The following is a 15516-nucleotide window of genomic DNA, read 5'->3' as shown; positions in this document are numbered from 1 at the left end:
GACAGAATCACGCCGCCCGCCAAACCGCCACCCTCTCTAACCCGATACACCCGAGTCATAACGCCGCGTCCGCCACCGGTTTTGCCCCGGTTACCAAACCAGCGTGAGGCTTCGAGGGCGCCGAAGAAACTTGGAGGCTTCCCGAGATTGCTCCGGGCGGTTGTCAGTGTTAAGGTTTCCTTCTGAAAAGTTGTCGCGCTGAGGTGCCCGAGTGCGCTGCCTGCTGCCGCCGATGTGTGTTCGGAGTGGCGTGGTGAGGTGGCAAGGTTTGGAGGCCGGGACGATGAGCTTGACGCGCCGCGATGTGTTGCTCGCCGCAAGTGCGGGGTTTGCCGGGGCCGCGCTCTTCTCGCCAGGGAGCGCGCGTGCGAACGATGAGGCGTTGGATCTCGTCAAACAGCTCACCGGACGGACGGCCACGAGATCGGATCGCCTTCGCCTGATAATGCCGGCGGAGTTCCCGACCGGTTACACCGTGCCGATGAGTCTCGATATCGAAAGCCCGATGACCGAGGCCGACCATGTGAGGCAAATCCGCGTGTTCGCGCCACAAAACCCGATCGTCGAAGTGGTCAGTTTCCAGCTCGTCCCGCAACGCAGTCTGCCCCGCGTGTCGACACGCATCCGCCTTGCCAAACCGCAGCATGTCGTCGCTGTTGCCGAAATGAACGACGGCGTCTTGCTGATGACCACGGCGTGGGTCCGCGTCGCCACGGATGGCTGTGCCTGAGATCGGAGAGAGACAGTGACCACCCCGACACCACGCGTGATCGTGCCGAGCGCTGCTGCGAAGGGAGAGATTTTTCAGGTCAAGACCATCATCAGCCATGAGATGGAAACAGGGCTACGCCATGATGATCAAGGCAATGTGATCCCGCGCAAGATCATCAACAAGTTTGTCTGCCGCTACAACAACTCCGTGGTGTTCAGTGTCGATCTTCACGAAGCGATCTCGGCAAACCCATTCTTCGAATTTTCCCTGTTGGCGACGGAGAGCGGCCGGCTCGATTTCGTCTGGGAAGAAGATGGCGGTGCCGTCTATGCATTGTCGCACCAGCTTACGGTTGGTTGAGATCGTGGGGCAATTGAACTGCGCGAATTGTGATGTGACGAGTTGGGTGGGAGTGTGACCGCAAAACTCCGAAACAGATGGGCGTTCAGCATGCGCCCCGTCGTGGGATTTGCGATCGCCACAGGCTTCGTCCTGCTCGTTAGCCAATCCGGCGCGGCGGCGGGGGCCGATCAGGGCGCTCAACTCGCCGCGACCTGTGCGTCCTGCCATCGCCTCGATGGCGGCGGCACAGGCATTCCCAGCATCATTGGCCTTGGTGAGGAAAGGCTCAACAGCGCCCTGCTTGCCTACCGGGCGATCGAGCGTCCAAATCACATCATGCACGCTATCGCACTGTCGCTCAGCGACGAGGAGATCGCGAGCGTCGCGCGCTATGTCGCAGCGCAGGGAAAGTAACCCGCCATGAAATCCTGGACGCGTCGCGAGTTCGGCTGCCTGACCGGAGCAGGGTTGTTGACGGCGCTCAGCCCACGGAAGGCGCTAGGCCAGGCCAAGGCGCGTGTCGTCGTGATCGGCGGCGGCATCGGCGGCGCAACGGTCGCCAAATATCTCGCCGCCAGCGCCACGACCATCGACGTCACCCTGGTCGAGCCGCGGCAGGTCTACACGACCTGCTTCTTCAGCAATCTCCATCTCGCCGGGCTTCGCCCATTGGAACAGCTCACCCATGGTTATGAAGCGCTGACAAGACAATACGGCATCACCGTCGTTCATGGCTCCGCCGAAGCGATTGACCCGGCGGCGAAGACCGTCACGCTGAACAACGGTTCGACGCTCGGCTACGACCGTCTCGTTGTTGCGCCGGGCATCGCATTCAGGGATGGGTCGCTTGAGGGCTATGATGAGGCGGCGATGGAGATCATGCCGCACGCCTGGAATGCAGGGCAGCAAACCAGGCTGTTGCGCCAGCAACTGGAAAGCATGGAGGACGGCGGGCTGTTCGTGCTCGTTGCTCCGCCGAATCCGTTTCGCTGCCCGCCCGCCCCCTACGAGCGCGCTTCGCTTATCGCATCCTATTTCCAGCGTCGCAAACCCAAGGCCAAAATTCTGATCCTCGATGCGAAGGACAGCTTCAACGCGCAGGACCTGTTCCAGGACGCTTGGAACCGCCACTATCCGGGAATGATCGAATGGCTGCCCGCCCAATTTACCGGCGGGGTCACGGCGGTCGACCCGAAGACCCGATCGGTGATCACTGTGGGCGCCACATTCAAGGCTGCGGTCGCCAATGTCGTCCCGGCGCAAATGGCCGGGCGCCTGGCGCAGCAGGCCGGGCTCACCGACCAGTCGGGTTGGTGTCCGGTCGATCCGGTCACCTTCGAATCGGCGCTGCAGCCCGGCATCCACCTGGTCGGCGACGCGATCATCGGCGGAGATATGCCGAAATCCGCCTTCTGCGCCAACAGCCAGGCCAAAGCCTGCGCCTTCGCCATCGCGGCCGATCTCGCTGGATCAGCGCAATTTCCGGCTCATTTATTCAACACCTGCTACACTTATCTCGCCCCCGACGATGCGTTCAGCAACGCCATCAGCTTCAAGCCGGTCGACGGGAAGCTCAAGAGCGTCCTGAGCTTCATCAGCAAAGTGGAGGAAAGCGCCGAGGTCCGCCGCAAAGCGGCGCGCGCGGCGGAAGGCTGGTACGACGCCTTCACACACGACGTGTTTGGCTGAAGGCGAGGCTCAGCTCCGCTCGATCCCCGGGCCGATCAGCATTGAAACGCCCACGCCATGCCGGGCGCTCTCTGCCGCAGCGCTCGATCGTTTCTCAGGAATCAGCGACGGAACAGGATCGGGCAGCCGTTCCAGCCGCAGCGAATTCACCACCACGAGGATGCTCGAGCCGGCCATGACCGCCGCCGCAAGGATTGGCTGCAGAAGTCCGAATGCTGCGAACGTCAGCGCGACGAGGTTGTAGCCGAACGCCCACATAAGGTTGGTCAAGATGGTCCTGCGGACCGCGCGAGCCACGTCGACGATCCAGGGCAGCATCCACAATCCGTCCGCAGGCAGCACGAGCGCCGCAGTCTCGCGGGCGAGATCGGTGGCGGAGCCGACGGCGATACCGACATCTGCGGCGGCCAGGACCGGCCCGTCATTCAGTCCATCGCCGACCATCGCCACCGAACCGTGGTCATGGCGGAGCCGATCCAGGGCCAGCCGTTTGGCCTCCGGCGAAAGGCCCGCTTGCACCGTCTTGATCCCGACCATGGCCGCGATCCGCTCAGCAGCCGGCGCCAGGTCGCCGGTCAACAGCGTCACGTTGAGCCCACGCTCACGCAGCGCTGTGATCGTCGCCTGCGCCTCGGGAAGCGGCGAATCGTCAAGCGACAGCACGGCATGAACCCGCTCGCCCCAACCGACATAAACCACCGAATGACCGTTCGCCTCCCTGGACCGTGCAGGCTCGGCCAGCGCTGGCGGGAGCGGCCAGCCTAAATCATTCATCAAACTGCTGCTTCCGGCCGCCACGGACCGGCCTTCGGCACTGCCGCGGATGCCACGGCCGGGAACCGTCCGGACATCGCGGGTCGCGAGCGGCCTGATGCCGCGCGCGGCGGCTGCCGCGACGATCGCTTGTGCCAAACCATGCTCGGAAAGGCGCTCCAGACCGGCGGCGCGCGCCAGCACGTCGTCGATGCCGACCTCCTCGCAGTCGACGCCGACGAGACGCGCTTTGCCCGCCGTCAGAGTGCCGGTCTTGTCGAAGGCGAGCAACCGGACACGCGCGAGGGTCTCGAGCACGCCGGGGTCGCGGACGAGGCAGCCGTGCCGCGCCAGCCGGCCGATGCCGAGTGATGTCGCCATCGGAGCAGCGAGGCCGACGGCACAAGGACAGGCAACCACCAGTACCGAGAGGCCAATCAGCAACGCCCGATCGAACGGCAATGACTGCGCCCAGTAAACGATCGTCAGCCCGGCGAGGGCGAACACGAGCGGCACGGACACGCCAACGACGCGATCGGCAAGGCGTTGGGTTGGACTGCGACGGCTGAGCGCGTCGCGCACCGACCGGCAAATCTGTGCCCAGCGCGTTGCGGTTCCGTCACCGCTGCTTTGGATCAGGAGCGGGCCGTCGACATTGATACTGCCGGCAATCACCTTGGAGCCGGCGCCCTTGGTCACTTGCCGGCTTTCTCCGGTAATCACGGCTTCATCGGTGTTCGATTCCCCCTCGACTACCACGCCGTCGACCGGAATGCGCTCGCCTGGCCGGACCCGCACCAGCATGCCGGCCGACACCTCCCGCACCGGACGGCGGAATTCTGACGCGCCATCGACAACAGTTGCGCTCTCGCTTTCGGCGGCCAGGAGAGGTTCGAGGTCGCGCGCCGCCCTGGCGCGGCCAACAGCCTCGAGATAGCGGCCAACGGTGAACAGCATCAGCACCATCACGGCGGTGTCGAAATAGACATGCGTGCTGCCCTCGAACACGGCAAATGCCGAATAGAGGTAAGCGGCAGCGACGCCAAGCACGATGAGTGCCGACGACGTCACTCGTCCCTGAATGCCATTGAGCCACATTTCGCGCAGATAGGGTCCGCCGAGAATCACCACCGCCGGTGTCGCGAAGATCCAGAGCAAAAGGTGAATCCACGGCAGCACGCCCGCATCGACGCCGGTGAACGCGTCCGAATAGAGGAGGAGGCTGAACATCATGATGTTCATTGAGAGAAAGCCGCCCACGCCGAGCTGGATCAGAAGCCAGGCGGCATCCCACTCTTCGTGTCTGCCGCTCTTCACCTGAAAGGCGATGCAACAGCCGTAGCAGCAGAAAGCGCAAGCCTCACCGTTGAGCCTGCGCTCCATTGGGCGCCGGCCAACGGGCAGCGAGCAATGGCTACAGAGGATATTGCCATGCGCAGTCATGCGGGATGTCCGCCCAGCCAGGCAAGGCCGATATGCGCGCCGGAAGGTAGGAGACCACGGCCAAGCGTGATGAGACCAAGCAAAAGAATAAAGCCACCAGCCAGCCGCACGCCGCGCAGCCGCCAGGCTGGCCCGAGTATCCGGCCGACGCCGCCCATCATCAACATCGCAGGGAAGGTTCCCAGTCCGAACGATGCCATGACGAGAAACCCGGGAAGCGCTCCAGCGGTGCTCGCCGCCTGGGCGGCGAAGGCATAGACCAGAGGACATGGCAGGAAGCCGTTGAACACGCCAAAGGCGAGCGGCGCGGCGCTGCTCCGAGCTGTCAGCAGGCTGCGCAGGGACACTGCAAATGTGCTGCGGCCAAATCCGATAGCAAGGCGATGAAAGACCTGCAGCAAGCCGAAGAACTGCAACGCCATGGCAATCATGAGCAGCCCGGCGACAATGGCGAGCATTCGTTGGGCGATGTCGAGGGAGCCGTTCAAGAGCGGCGCCGCCGTTAGACCCTGCGTGGTGCAGATGACTTGACCGAGCGCGCCTGCGAGGCCGCCCAGAAAGCAATAGGTTGTCAATCGGCCGGTATTATAGAGCAGGTGGCGAAGGACGGTTGCGCCTCCCCCTCGCTGATCGTGGCCCAGCGCGCAGGCAAAGCCGCCGCACATGCCGATGCAGTGAAGGCTGCCCGCGAACCCAGCGGCGAAGATCACGAGGTAATAGGCCATTGGCAGACCTCCTGCCGACGCACCGTTCGTTCAAGTGTTGCTCCGCGCCGCTAATGGCGCACGAGGTAAACCACCCATACGAAGAAGGCGATATGCGCTATCGCGCCGCCGACAAAGGCGATCACTTGGAACGGACTCGCATTTGCGAACGAGAAAACGGTATCTGCAAGCATACCCCTCCTCCTGGTCAGCCGAAATAAACAAGGGAAACGTTCACAGCGAGCGCAGAGAACAGTAGGAAAAGATTCAGAATCGCTAAACCCATTACGATCTTAGCTATCAGCATCTCCTGCTCCTTCACTCAACTCGCATCACCTGGCGTGCGCAACCGTGCTCCCTAGCCGATCCGTCCCGGCCCGACCCCGCCCCAATAAAGGTAGGCGTAATAGAGCCCCCAGACGAAAAGAACTGTGTAGACGACCAGCAGCCATACCGGGATGTACCCGTGTCGCGATTGGATAGTGCCGCCGGCGTACTCCTCCATCTCGTGGTCCGAACCGTGATCCGAGTCGTCACTCTCCGGTGTGCTTGGCGTTGTCATTTTCCGCTTCCCTTTCGTAGAACCTAGTGGCCGCATCATCGGCGCCGTGGAAGGCACCTGAAAGCACGCCCCAAATAAAGATACAGAGCGCACCAAGGCTCATCAGCAAGGCACTTAAGTAAGGTCCGGTGACCTCAAATCCGAGCATGACTCAGCCTCCTTCGGTAGCATTTTGTTTCTCGGTCACCGACCCGCCGTTACCTTCGCCGAGTTCGGAAGCCTTCTGCGCCGGCCCCCCGCCCGGAACATAGGCCTTATCCGGAGAAGCCGCCTCCAGCGTCAGATCATTAAGCGCCGCGCGATCCGTGTCGCTGATCGTCAGCGGCTGCAATGTGAGCGGGTCCTTATAGGCGGAAAGTGCGAGGACGTAGTACGAGAGCGCCCAGCGGTCCTCCTCGGGCAACGAGTCCCGATAGGAGGGCATCGGCGTCCCGCTCAACCCGGTCGTCATGGTCCGGAAGATATCCTCGACCGCCGAGCCTGACTTGAACTGGCCGCTGGTGAGGTCCGCAGGCACAACGCCAAATCCGAGATCATCTTTCAGCCCGGCAGCTTTCTCGCCATCGCCTTTTCCGCCTTGACCATGGCACTCCCAGCATTTTGCAATCTGCCAAACTTCCTTGCCGCGATCAAAGATTTGCTGAGAAGCAGCGGGCGGCTTTGCGATGTAGAGAGGAGGGCCGGGTGGCTCCTCGACGAAAAATGCATAAGGCTGCTCCGGATCGGAGCGGTCTACCGCCAGCTCGTATTTAATGTACTGGATGACGGCGAGCCGATCCGTGAGAGGCAGTTCATACCAGGCCGGCATCGCCGTGCCGCGTACCCCGCGGGTGATCGTGCGCAACAGGTCACCGTCAGTCGGTAGTGGCTCCTTGGTCAGCCGGAACTTGAACACAGCAGCCGCGAAGCTTCGCGGGCGCTGTATGTGAAGGAAGGTCGCAGCAGGGCCGTTGCCGTCTCCATTCACGCCGTGGCAACCGAGGCATCGCCGCTCATAGACCTCCCGGCCATGGGCGACCCATTCGCTCGAACGCGGGAATGTGACTTCGGTGACTTCAAGCTGCTGCGGTTCAAAAAGATCGCGCCACTTGCCGCGGTTCATGCCGAGCTTCTGGACATAAGCGATGAGGGCTTCCAGGTCTTGCGTCTCCGCGGCGATCTTGACCGCATCGCCTTTGTATTCCTCGTTTGGTATCACAATGACTGGGGCCTTGCCACGCGCCTCCAGCGGGACGAACAGGAGCCCGTCAGCATTCGGCGTGAGTCTGATCTGCTCCTTGCTAGCGAAGTCGAACAGCCCCTCGGAAACCGGCGTCCTTTCCAGCGTACGATTGCCGGCTCCATCATCGACGATCTTGACCGGCTGCTGGGGCTCGTCGAACAGCCCGCGATACGGTGCCATGATCGAATCCGGGGAGAGCATGCGCGGATTCCAGAAATGGGCGAGGTGCCACTCGTCGCTGAACTTAAGTCCGACCCGCATCAGATCGGGTCCGATGCGCCGCGTACCGAACAGGTGCGGCACGTCGTAGGCAAACTCGCCTGACTCCGTCACCGGCCCCCAGCGGCGTGTCTCGCCGGTCACCGGGCGCACGTACTGGGAATGACAATACCAGCAACCTTCGCGCAGATACACGTCGCGACCGAGCTGTTGCAGCGGCGTGTAATCGGTGGCCTCAGTCATCATCCATTTGAGCTGGCCGAAATCGGTGCGGACCACGGCGGTCACCCGGTTGGTTCGCGCCGAGGGTTCGAAAAATGGTAGGAAACCTTGCGTAACGAGGGCGGCGAAGAAGAAAAAGATGCCGGCTACTAGCGTAACGAATCGCGCGCTCATCGGTTCGCCCCGCCAGCCGGAACCGGTGCCGCACCGAATGCCGGACCTTCCGCCACTTCGGCGGGGCGGGTTAGCGCCGTCATCATCAGATTAATGACGAGAAGCGTCATCCCGATATCCATGGTTATGCCACCCACGGTGCGTACCAGCCAATAGGGTCGCATCGAGATCACCGTGTCGAGCCATTCGGTGCCGGCCATCCACTGGAAGCCTTGCTGCAGTCCGGCGGCGGTCAGCACCAGGCCCATGGTGGAGATACCGACGGTAATCAGCCAAAATGCCCAATTGCCCATCGTGAACGACCAAAGCTCGCGACCGCACGCCCGCGGCCAGACATAGACCAGGCCGCCCATTGCCCAAACCACGAACGTCCCGAACACGGTGAGGTGCGAGTGCGAGATGACGAAATCCGTGAAATGGGTCGGCTGCTGGATCGAGCGCAAGGCCTCCGTCGAGCCTTGGAAACACCCTGCCAGGTACATCAGCGCTCCCATGATCAGGAATTTCGCCGGGAGGTTCTGACCGAAGGCTTCCCAGCGGCCTTTCACCGTACCGAAGAAGTTCACCAGTACCGTCCAAACCGGGATGATCAGCAGCATGGAGGTGACGATCGCGATCGTCTCCGCCCAATCGGCGATCGGGCTATAGAGATAATGATGGATGCCGACGAAAGGGTAGAACAGGGCGAGGGACCAGAAGCCGACGAGCGAGAGCTTGTGGCCATAGATCGGATTGTGCACGCTGAGCGGCAAAAAGTTGTAGATCAGCACATAGCCCGCCGGCGTGAGCCACAATCCGACGATGTAATGGATGTAGAGGCCGTGGAAGGCCGCGCTGTTTATGCCAGAAATCGTGTAGGGTAGGATGATGCCCAGTACGAGATTCATCGTCGTCCACACGAAAGCCCCGATCAGATACCAGAGCGCGACATAGAGCGGTGGCTCGAGGCGTCGGCCGATGGCGATCAGGAATTGTGCGGTCGCCACAGCGACAACGAGAAAGATCGGGATTTTGGCGAACAGCGGGAACTCGCCCGCTTCGAGGCCGTGGTTTTCGCCGAACGGCAACGAGATGAGCGCCGCCGCCACGGAGATATTCCACAGCCAGGCCAGCGATACGCTCCATCGCGGCCACGGCACCCGCACACCGCATAGGCGCGGCACCAGATAATAGCATTCACCGATGAAGAGGGAGGAAAAGGCGCCAAAGATGACGCCGTTGACATGGACCGGCCGCAACCTGCCGAAGGTCAGTCCCAGGGTGGTGCCGAGGTAATCGGGATAATTGAAGAGACCCGACAGCGCCACGCCGATCGAAGGTGTGACCAAGAGCCAGAACATGCCCCAATAGAGCCAAGTCCGCACAACCGGCCAGTCGACTAGCTCATCAAGGTCGATGCCGGCGAATCTGCCACGCAATGTCTCTGCCACGGCGCGCCACTCCCATCACGCGCACTTGAACCGCGCGCATCTTCAGGACTCAACTCCAAACTTTACCGGCATCAAGAACCACCCCATGCCGGCAGCCGGTTTCAGATATCTTCCCGCGCAAATCTTCGCTATGCAGCCCGCTCCAAGCCGAAAGAACTAATGCTTGCCGGGGACCAATACCGAGCCGGAGTTCGACCAGGTGATGTATGCTTCCAAGGCCTTCATCGCTTCCGAATCGATCTCGATCTTTTCGCCCTGGTTAGGCTTCTCGATGCACCAGTTGATCATGTCGCGCAGCGTCGCGAATTTGCTCGTTTCTACCTGGAACTTCGGGTAGGACTGCGGGTGGGTGTCCGAGGCCATGGGATGGCACATTGCGCAGGCCATTCCCGTGGTGGAGAGGACGACGTTCATCTGTTTGGCGGTCGCCGCATCACCGTGGAACAAGAGGTCGCCCTTCCTGACCTCCTCCATGAGCACGTCTTCGTATAGTTTCAACTGCTCCGGTGTGTGCGGTTCCTTGTGGGCACTGGTGGGACCGACGAAGACGGCGACCGCCGCAATCGCTACGACGAAGGACGGACGGCACAACGTGCCGAGAACTGTCGCTCTGATTGTCATAGCCATTCCTCCTTTGGTATGGCCACCCTTAGTATGGCCACATATTGTCGGCCATTCGCGGTCGCAACTTCTCGGGCTGACTAAGCGAGGAATCCGGGTCGGACTGAACGAACACCTCCTTGCGGCCCCACATGATGTATTCGACGTCGACCTTGTCTTCGGCGTTGACGTTCACGGTTTCCCAACCGACCCCATCGAAGTGATCGCCGGGGTCGGCCCGGATCATCGGCTTGGTCAGCTTGGGCACGCCTTCCGGTGCATAGGGCCACGGCCAGGAGGTCGCCAGCATGCCAATCGAGCGCATGCTGCCGATCTCGTTGTAGAGCACCTGGTGGACGTGACCGTGGATGTTGGTGACCTTGGTATAAGGTTTCAGCACCTCATTCACTTCGCGCCAGTCGCGCACCCAGAAGTTCCAGGGAGGATAGTATTCGTAGAGCGGATTATGGCTGAAGATCACGATCGGTTTGGATTTATCCCAGTCGGCGAGTATCTTCTGCATCCAGTCGAGCTGGTCGCGGCCGACGCCGGCCCACGCGCCGGCAACCGTGCCGTCGAGGGTCGCCATATGGCCCATGCGCTCCTCTGGCGTCATCTTCTTCACTGTCCAGTAGTCCGGTCCCCGGCTGACCGTATCGAGCCCGATGAAGCGCACACCCTTGTGGTCGAAGGTCCAGTTGGGCTGGCCGAACAACTCGCCCCACTTCTTGCCCATATCCAGATACCAGTCGTGCTCGCCCGGGATGTAGTACTTCTTGATCGTCAGATCCTTGAGGAGATCGACGCCAAGCTCGAGTTCCTCGATCTTTCCGAGCTGGGCCAGGTCGCCGCCGAAGATCAGGAAGTCGGCCGGCGGATCCATGGCCTGGACCTCTTGCACGGCGCGCACCACCTTGTCGACGAAGCGCGTGTTGAGGGATTTCTCGTAGAGATGGGTGTCCGAAATCCAGGCAAACTTGAAGGGCGCTTCGGCGGCGTGAGCGACGTCGATGGTGTTGAGCAGCGGCCACCACGCGAAGGTCTGGCCGACGGAAGCGGCGCCGAACAGCAGCGATCTGTGAATGAAGGTGCGACGGGTGATTTGGAGCGAGTCGTCGGGGCGTACGCCAAGCTGCTGCAGCACCGCATGCATTTCGCGCCGAATGCGGTCAAGCTCGTCAGACATCAGGGTTCCTCCTCAGTGCAGACCGTTTCTTAAAGCGTCGGTCTTTTCATAGGAACGCGACCCTGTTGGGTCAGTGGGTCGCCCGTTTTTCTTATTTTTTTAGTTCAATCGTCAGGCTGGTAGGCTGATTCTCCACTACTGTTACGGGCTGCTCGATGGGGCCGGTGAAGGGGTGGATCGCCACGAGCGTGTAGTCGCCCGGCGGAACATCGGTTATGGTGAATTTGCCGTCGGCGGCGGTGATCGCGTAGTAGGGGTTGTCCGCCACATAGACCCAGCCTTCCATCCAGCCATGCGCGTCGCAGTCGATGCGGACAGTGCCGGCACGCGGCAGTTCGACGGGTATGCGCTGGTCCTTGTTGGGCAGCGCCAGGTTGAAGGCGGTGCGCTTGCCATAATAGCCATGAGTGTTGTGGAGCATTGGGTCGCTGTTGACGACCTCCAGCGAACCGGCCGGTATCATCTGAACCGCGGGCTCGAAGCGGCATTTGAGGTTGTTAAGCTCAGGCGGCTTGCCGGGCTCCGGCCAGGCTTTTCCCTTTGCCACGTCGACCAGGTACACCGCCGCATTTAGCACGGCCTGATCGCCTCCGACCTCGATCAGCGGCTCCTCGCGAGGGGCCCCGCACACCTCGACATCCTTGGTGGGGATGATCTTTGTTGTCGGCACCTCCCCACGGTAGACGATCGTACCCTCGATCGTTCCGCCTCCGGTGACCGGACCTTCTTCGTAAGCTTGCGCAGGCGCCGGCATCGTCGCAACGAAAGTGATCGCCGCCAGCCCGCTAATCAATTCGCGAATCATCATCGCAGCCACCTCCTTCATGAGGATGAGGGGCAACTCCCAAAAATAGAGCTGAACCAGTACCATGTCTAGTCATTCAGCAAAAAAATGTGATAAGATTTGTTGATTTAGGCGAGTTTGTTGATCACAAACACGCGCGGGGGTTGCGCGTCTTTTCTCGAGGCACCGGAGGTCTTTGATGAGCCGACGGCATGAACTCCTCGCTCCGGGCCTACGGTCCCCCATATCCCGTTTCTGCATAATATTCGCAGCGGCCATGTCGATCTGCCAACCGCTCGCGCGGGCTGACAAGACCGTGACGGTCGGCGGCTCATTCACGCTTACGGCGCCGGACGGAACGACGGTCACCGATGAGACTTATCGCGGCAAATGGCTGCTGGTTTTCTTCGGCTATACTTCTTGTCCCGACGTCTGTCCGGCGACACTGTCCGAAATCGCCGTGGCGATTGAGGAACTCGGCCCCGACGCCGCCAAACTGCAACCGATCTTCATCACCGTCGATCCTGAACGCGACACGCCTGAAGTGATGGGGAAATACACCGGGGCGATCGATCCAAGGATCGTCGGACTCACCGGCAGTCCGCAACAGATCGCCGCAGTTGCCCAGGGATATGGCGCCTATAGCGCGCGCCACGAAACTGAAGCGGGCGCCGAAGACTACGTCGTCGACCATGGTACTTACATCTACATTATGGATCCTCAGGGCAAATTCGTCCGAGGCCTGGACTTCGACACGCCGGCCAGTCTGATTGCCGACACGCTGCGCAAAATCATGGCGCAGCCCGATGAATGAAGGAAGCCTTAGCTCTAGAGTTGCAGATAAGGCAAATTGTGAGGTGTAACCAAAGGTCGGCGCGATGGGAGAGATCGAGATCTGCGGCGACCGGAAATTGGGGGGAGCATGAGCGATAGCCGATGGCAGTCCCGGGTGGCCGGCGTCACGAGTTATGACGGGTTCTTTGCCGACGCCATCGCGCGGCTGCAGGAGGAGCGGCGCTACCGGGTCTTCGCGGACCTCGAGCGGATCGCAGGCCGATTCCCCCACGCCGTGTGGCACTCCCCGCAAGGCTCGAAGGACGTCATCATCTGGTGCTCCAACGACTATCTCGGGATGGGACAACACCCGAAGGTCGTTGCAGCCATGATCGAAGCGGCGACCCGGATGGGGACCGGGGCCGGCGGAACGCGCAATATTGCTGGCACCAATCATCCGCTGGTCGAACTCGAGGGCGAGCTTGCTGACCTCCACGGCAAGGAGGCGGCGCTGGTCTTCACGTCCGGATATGTCTCGAACCAGACCGGCATCTCGACCATCGCCAAGCTGGTCCCCGATTGTCTGATCCTGTCCGATGCCCTCAACCACAATTCGATGATCGAGGGCATCCGCCAGTCCGGCACGGAGAAATGCATCCTCCGCCACAACGACGTCGATCATCTCGAGGAATTGTTGAAGACGGCGGGTCCGGATCGTCCAAAACTCATCGTCTTCGAAAGTCTCTATTCGATGGGCGGCGACGTCGCGCCAATCAATCGCATTTGCGATATCGCCGATCGTTACGGCGCAATGACCTATCTCGACGAGGTCCATGCCGTGGGTATGTACGGCCCTCGCGGCGCCGGCATCGCCGCGCGCGACGGCGCCATGAACCGGATAGACGTGATCGAAGGCACGCTGGCCAAGGCCTTCGGCTGCCTCGGCGGCTATATCACGGGAAGTGCTGTGCTGATCGACGCGGTGCGCTCCTATGCGCCGGGCTTCATCTTCACCACCGCGCTGCCGCCGGCAATCTGCGCGGCGGCCACGGCGGCGATCCGGCATCTGAAAACCTCTGAGGAGGAGCGCAAGCGCCAGCAGGACCGTGCAAGACGGCTCAAGGCGGCGCTGACTGCGGCGGGCCTGCCGGTCATGCTGAGCGACACGCACATCGTTCCCGTGGCGGTCGGCGATCCGGCGAAGTGCAAGGCGGCGAGCGACCTTCTCCTGAGCGAGCACGGCATCTATATCCAGCCGATCAACTATCCGACCGTGGCTAAGGGAACCGAGCGGCTGCGCATCACGCCCACACCCTGCCATGACGACATCATGATCGATCGCCTCGCTGCGGCTCTGGACGACGTCTGGAATCGGCTGGGGCTGCCAAGGGACGATTTCGCCTGAGCGGCCGGATGACGCCGTGTCGTCGCCCGACATGATTCCTCGAGGATATTAGTCTTAAGGATCAAAGAAAATGACCGCCAAGCAAATCATGTTCTCGTTCGAGGCGCGCGACAGAATGCTGCGCGGCATTGACACCCTGGCGAATGCGGTGAGGGTTACGCTTGGTCCCCGGGGGCGCAACGTCGCGATCGGCAGCGAGCACGGTGCGCCGCGGGTCACCAAGGACGGCGTGACCGTCGCCAGGGAAATCGAACTCGACAACAAGTTCGAGAACATGGGCGCCCAGATGGTGCGCGAGATCGCAACAAAAACCTCCTATCAGGCCGGCGACGGCACGACTACCGCGGTCGTGCTCGCGCATGCGATCGCCCGGGAGGGCGCCAAGGCGGTGGCCGCCGGCATGAATCCCATGGACCTGAAGCGCGGCATCGATCTCGCGGTCGAAGCCGTCGTCGCGGAACTCAAAAACAACGCCACGAAGGTCACCTCGAACGTCGAGATTGCGCAAGTCGGCACCATCTCGGCCAACGGCGACAGGGAGATCGGCCGCTGCCTCGCCGACGCCATGAAGAGGGTCGGCAATGACGGCGTGATCACTGTCGAGGACGGGACGTCGCTCGAAACCGAACTCGAATTCGTCGAGGGCATGCAGTTCGACCGCGGCTATATCTCGCCCCGTTTCATCACCAATCGCGCAAAGATGCGGGTCGAGATGCAGGATGCGTATGTCCTCATCAGCGAGAAGAAATTGTCCAGCCTGAACGAAATACTGCCGCTGCTGGAGAAGGTGGTGCAGGCCGCCAAGCCGCTGCTCATCATCGCGGAGGATGTCGAGGGCGAGGTGATTGCGGCGCTGGTGGTCAACAAATTGCGCGGCGCTCTCAAGGTTGCAGCCGTGAAGGCGCCGGCCTACGGAGACCGCCGCAAGGCGATGCTGCAGGATATCGCGCTGATGACCGGCGGAACGGTGATCTCGGAGGATTTGGGCCTCAAGCTCGAGAATGTTTCCCTCGAGACGCTCGGGCGCACCAAGAAGGTGATGGTCGATAAGGGAAACACCACGATCGTCGGCGGCGCCGGCAAGCGGGCAAGCATCGAGGCCCGCATCGCCGAGATCAAGATCCAGCTTGCGGAAACCACCTCCGACTACGACCGCGAGAAGCTCCAGGAACGGCTGGCGAGGCTCGCCGGCGGCGTCGCTGTGATCCGGGTCGGCGGTGCCACGGAAGTCGAGGTCAGAGAGAAGAAGGATCGCATCGATGACGCGATGAACGCGACAAGAGCCGCGGTCGCGG

General features: G+C 61.7%; 16 protein-coding genes. 7 read left to right on the top strand and 9 right to left on the bottom strand.

Going from position 1 to position 15516, the window contains the following annotated elements:
- Nucleotides 1-283: 283 nt before the first annotated feature.
- The 4 genes from IQ26_RS37080 (at nucleotide 284) to IQ26_RS37065 (ending at nucleotide 2743) form a co-directional block, all read left to right on the top strand.
- Nucleotides 284-730, top strand: coding sequence for a thiosulfate oxidation carrier protein SoxY (locus tag IQ26_RS37080; protein ID WP_145723310.1), 447 nt, complete (start codon nucleotides 284-286; stop codon nucleotides 728-730).
- Nucleotides 731-745: 15 nt separating this feature from the next.
- Nucleotides 746-1072, top strand: coding sequence for a thiosulfate oxidation carrier complex protein SoxZ (gene soxZ / locus IQ26_RS37075; RefSeq protein WP_208760299.1), 327 nt, complete (start codon nucleotides 746-748; stop codon nucleotides 1070-1072).
- 90 nt (nucleotides 1073-1162) lie between these two features.
- Entirely contained in the window at nucleotides 1163-1468 is a 306-nt protein-coding gene (locus IQ26_RS37070) for a c-type cytochrome (protein WP_145723307.1), read from the top strand.
- Between the two features lie 6 nt (nucleotides 1469-1474).
- The gene (locus IQ26_RS37065; RefSeq protein ID WP_145723306.1) at nucleotides 1475-2743 is read left to right on the top strand and encodes an NAD(P)/FAD-dependent oxidoreductase; all 1269 of its coding nucleotides are present in this window, start codon (nucleotides 1475-1477) and stop codon (nucleotides 2741-2743) included.
- Between the two features lie 9 nt (nucleotides 2744-2752).
- On the opposite strand, the gene IQ26_RS37060 is transcribed toward IQ26_RS37065, so the two are convergent.
- From IQ26_RS37060 to IQ26_RS37030, 9 genes are all read right to left on the bottom strand, one after another.
- Nucleotides 2753-4879: a heavy metal translocating P-type ATPase gene (locus IQ26_RS37060; RefSeq protein ID WP_240547445.1), complete on the bottom strand. Its 2127-nt coding sequence runs from the start codon at nucleotides 4877-4879 to the stop codon at nucleotides 2753-2755.
- Between the two features lie 56 nt (nucleotides 4880-4935).
- Nucleotides 4936-5664 (bottom strand): sulfite exporter TauE/SafE family protein, encoded by a 729-nt coding sequence (locus IQ26_RS40900; RefSeq protein WP_240547444.1) that lies wholly within the window; start codon nucleotides 5662-5664, stop codon nucleotides 4936-4938.
- A 50-nt stretch (nucleotides 5665-5714) separates the two neighbouring features.
- Complete coding sequence (locus tag IQ26_RS41195) at nucleotides 5715-5837, bottom strand: hypothetical protein (RefSeq protein ID WP_276316467.1); 123 nt, start codon at nucleotides 5835-5837, stop codon at nucleotides 5715-5717.
- 339 nt (nucleotides 5838-6176) lie between these two features.
- Nucleotides 6177-6353, bottom strand: a complete 177-nt coding sequence (locus IQ26_RS39370; RefSeq protein ID WP_156090979.1) for a hypothetical protein — start codon at nucleotides 6351-6353, stop codon at nucleotides 6177-6179.
- Between the two features lie 3 nt (nucleotides 6354-6356).
- Nucleotides 6357-8042, bottom strand: coding sequence for a cbb3-type cytochrome c oxidase subunit II (locus IQ26_RS37050; protein ID WP_145723303.1), 1686 nt, complete (start codon nucleotides 8040-8042; stop codon nucleotides 6357-6359).
- Nucleotides 8039-9472, bottom strand: coding sequence for a cbb3-type cytochrome c oxidase subunit I (locus IQ26_RS37045; RefSeq protein ID WP_145723302.1), 1434 nt, complete (start codon nucleotides 9470-9472; stop codon nucleotides 8039-8041). The genes IQ26_RS37050 and IQ26_RS37045 overlap by 4 nt, the downstream gene beginning before the upstream one ends.
- 156 nt (nucleotides 9473-9628) lie before the next feature.
- Entirely contained in the window at nucleotides 9629-10093 is a 465-nt protein-coding gene (locus tag IQ26_RS37040; protein WP_145723301.1) for a c-type cytochrome, read from the bottom strand.
- 28 nt (nucleotides 10094-10121) lie between these two features.
- On the bottom strand, nucleotides 10122-11258 hold the full coding sequence (locus IQ26_RS37035) for a metallophosphoesterase family protein (protein WP_145723300.1): 1137 nt from the start codon (nucleotides 11256-11258) through the stop codon (nucleotides 10122-10124).
- A gap of 91 nt (nucleotides 11259-11349) precedes the next feature.
- Nucleotides 11350-12063: a carboxypeptidase regulatory-like domain-containing protein gene (locus tag IQ26_RS37030; RefSeq protein ID WP_208760300.1), complete on the bottom strand. Its 714-nt coding sequence runs from the start codon at nucleotides 12061-12063 to the stop codon at nucleotides 11350-11352.
- A 295-nt stretch (nucleotides 12064-12358) separates the two neighbouring features.
- On the opposite strand from IQ26_RS37030, the gene IQ26_RS37025 reads away from it, so the two are divergent.
- The 3 genes from IQ26_RS37025 to groL all read left to right on the top strand — a co-directional run.
- A complete protein-coding gene (locus IQ26_RS37025; protein ID WP_240547442.1) occupies nucleotides 12359-12856 on the top strand; it encodes an SCO family protein in 498 nt (165 codons plus the stop codon).
- 108 nt (nucleotides 12857-12964) lie between these two features.
- Entirely contained in the window at nucleotides 12965-14221 is a 1257-nt protein-coding gene (gene hemA, locus IQ26_RS37020) for a 5-aminolevulinate synthase (RefSeq protein WP_145723298.1), read from the top strand.
- Nucleotides 14222-14291: 70 nt separating this feature from the next.
- A partial coding sequence (gene groL, locus IQ26_RS37015) for a chaperonin GroEL (RefSeq protein ID WP_145723297.1) occupies nucleotides 14292-15516 on the top strand: 1225 nt, incomplete at its 3' end.

Origin of the sequence: Mesorhizobium tianshanense, assembly GCF_007830515.1 — a bacterium.
Classification (GTDB): Bacteria; Pseudomonadota; Alphaproteobacteria; order Rhizobiales; family Rhizobiaceae; genus Mesorhizobium; species Mesorhizobium tianshanense.
The sequence above is the reverse complement of the archived record's forward strand: the minus strand, read 5'-3'. Positions and strand labels throughout refer to the sequence as shown.

Coding starts and splice junctions, on each gene's coding strand:
- IQ26_RS37035 (WP_145723300.1), bottom strand. CDS start 11,258: ATGTCTGACGAGCTTGACCGCATTCGGCGCGAAATGCATGCGGTGCTG.
- IQ26_RS40900 (WP_240547444.1), bottom strand. CDS start 5,664: ATGGCCTATTACCTCGTGATCTTCGCCGCTGGGTTCGCGGGCAGCCTT.
- hemA (WP_145723298.1), top strand. CDS start 12,965: ATGAGCGATAGCCGATGGCAGTCCCGGGTGGCCGGCGTCACGAGTTAT.
- IQ26_RS39370 (WP_156090979.1), bottom strand. CDS start 6,353: ATGCTCGGATTTGAGGTCACCGGACCTTACTTAAGTGCCTTGCTGATG.
- IQ26_RS37080 (WP_145723310.1), top strand. CDS start 284: ATGAGCTTGACGCGCCGCGATGTGTTGCTCGCCGCAAGTGCGGGGTTT.
- IQ26_RS37030 (WP_208760300.1), bottom strand. CDS start 12,063: ATGATTCGCGAATTGATTAGCGGGCTGGCGGCGATCACTTTCGTTGCG.
- IQ26_RS37040 (WP_145723301.1), bottom strand. CDS start 10,093: ATGACAATCAGAGCGACAGTTCTCGGCACGTTGTGCCGTCCGTCCTTC.
- IQ26_RS41195 (WP_276316467.1), bottom strand. CDS start 5,837: ATGCTTGCAGATACCGTTTTCTCGTTCGCAAATGCGAGTCCGTTCCAA.
- IQ26_RS37060 (WP_240547445.1), bottom strand. CDS start 4,879: ATGGAGCGCAGGCTCAACGGTGAGGCTTGCGCTTTCTGCTGCTACGGC.
- IQ26_RS37065 (WP_145723306.1), top strand. CDS start 1,475: ATGAAATCCTGGACGCGTCGCGAGTTCGGCTGCCTGACCGGAGCAGGG.
- IQ26_RS37050 (WP_145723303.1), bottom strand. CDS start 8,042: ATGAGCGCGCGATTCGTTACGCTAGTAGCCGGCATCTTTTTCTTCTTC.
- IQ26_RS37070 (WP_145723307.1), top strand. CDS start 1,163: ATGCGCCCCGTCGTGGGATTTGCGATCGCCACAGGCTTCGTCCTGCTC.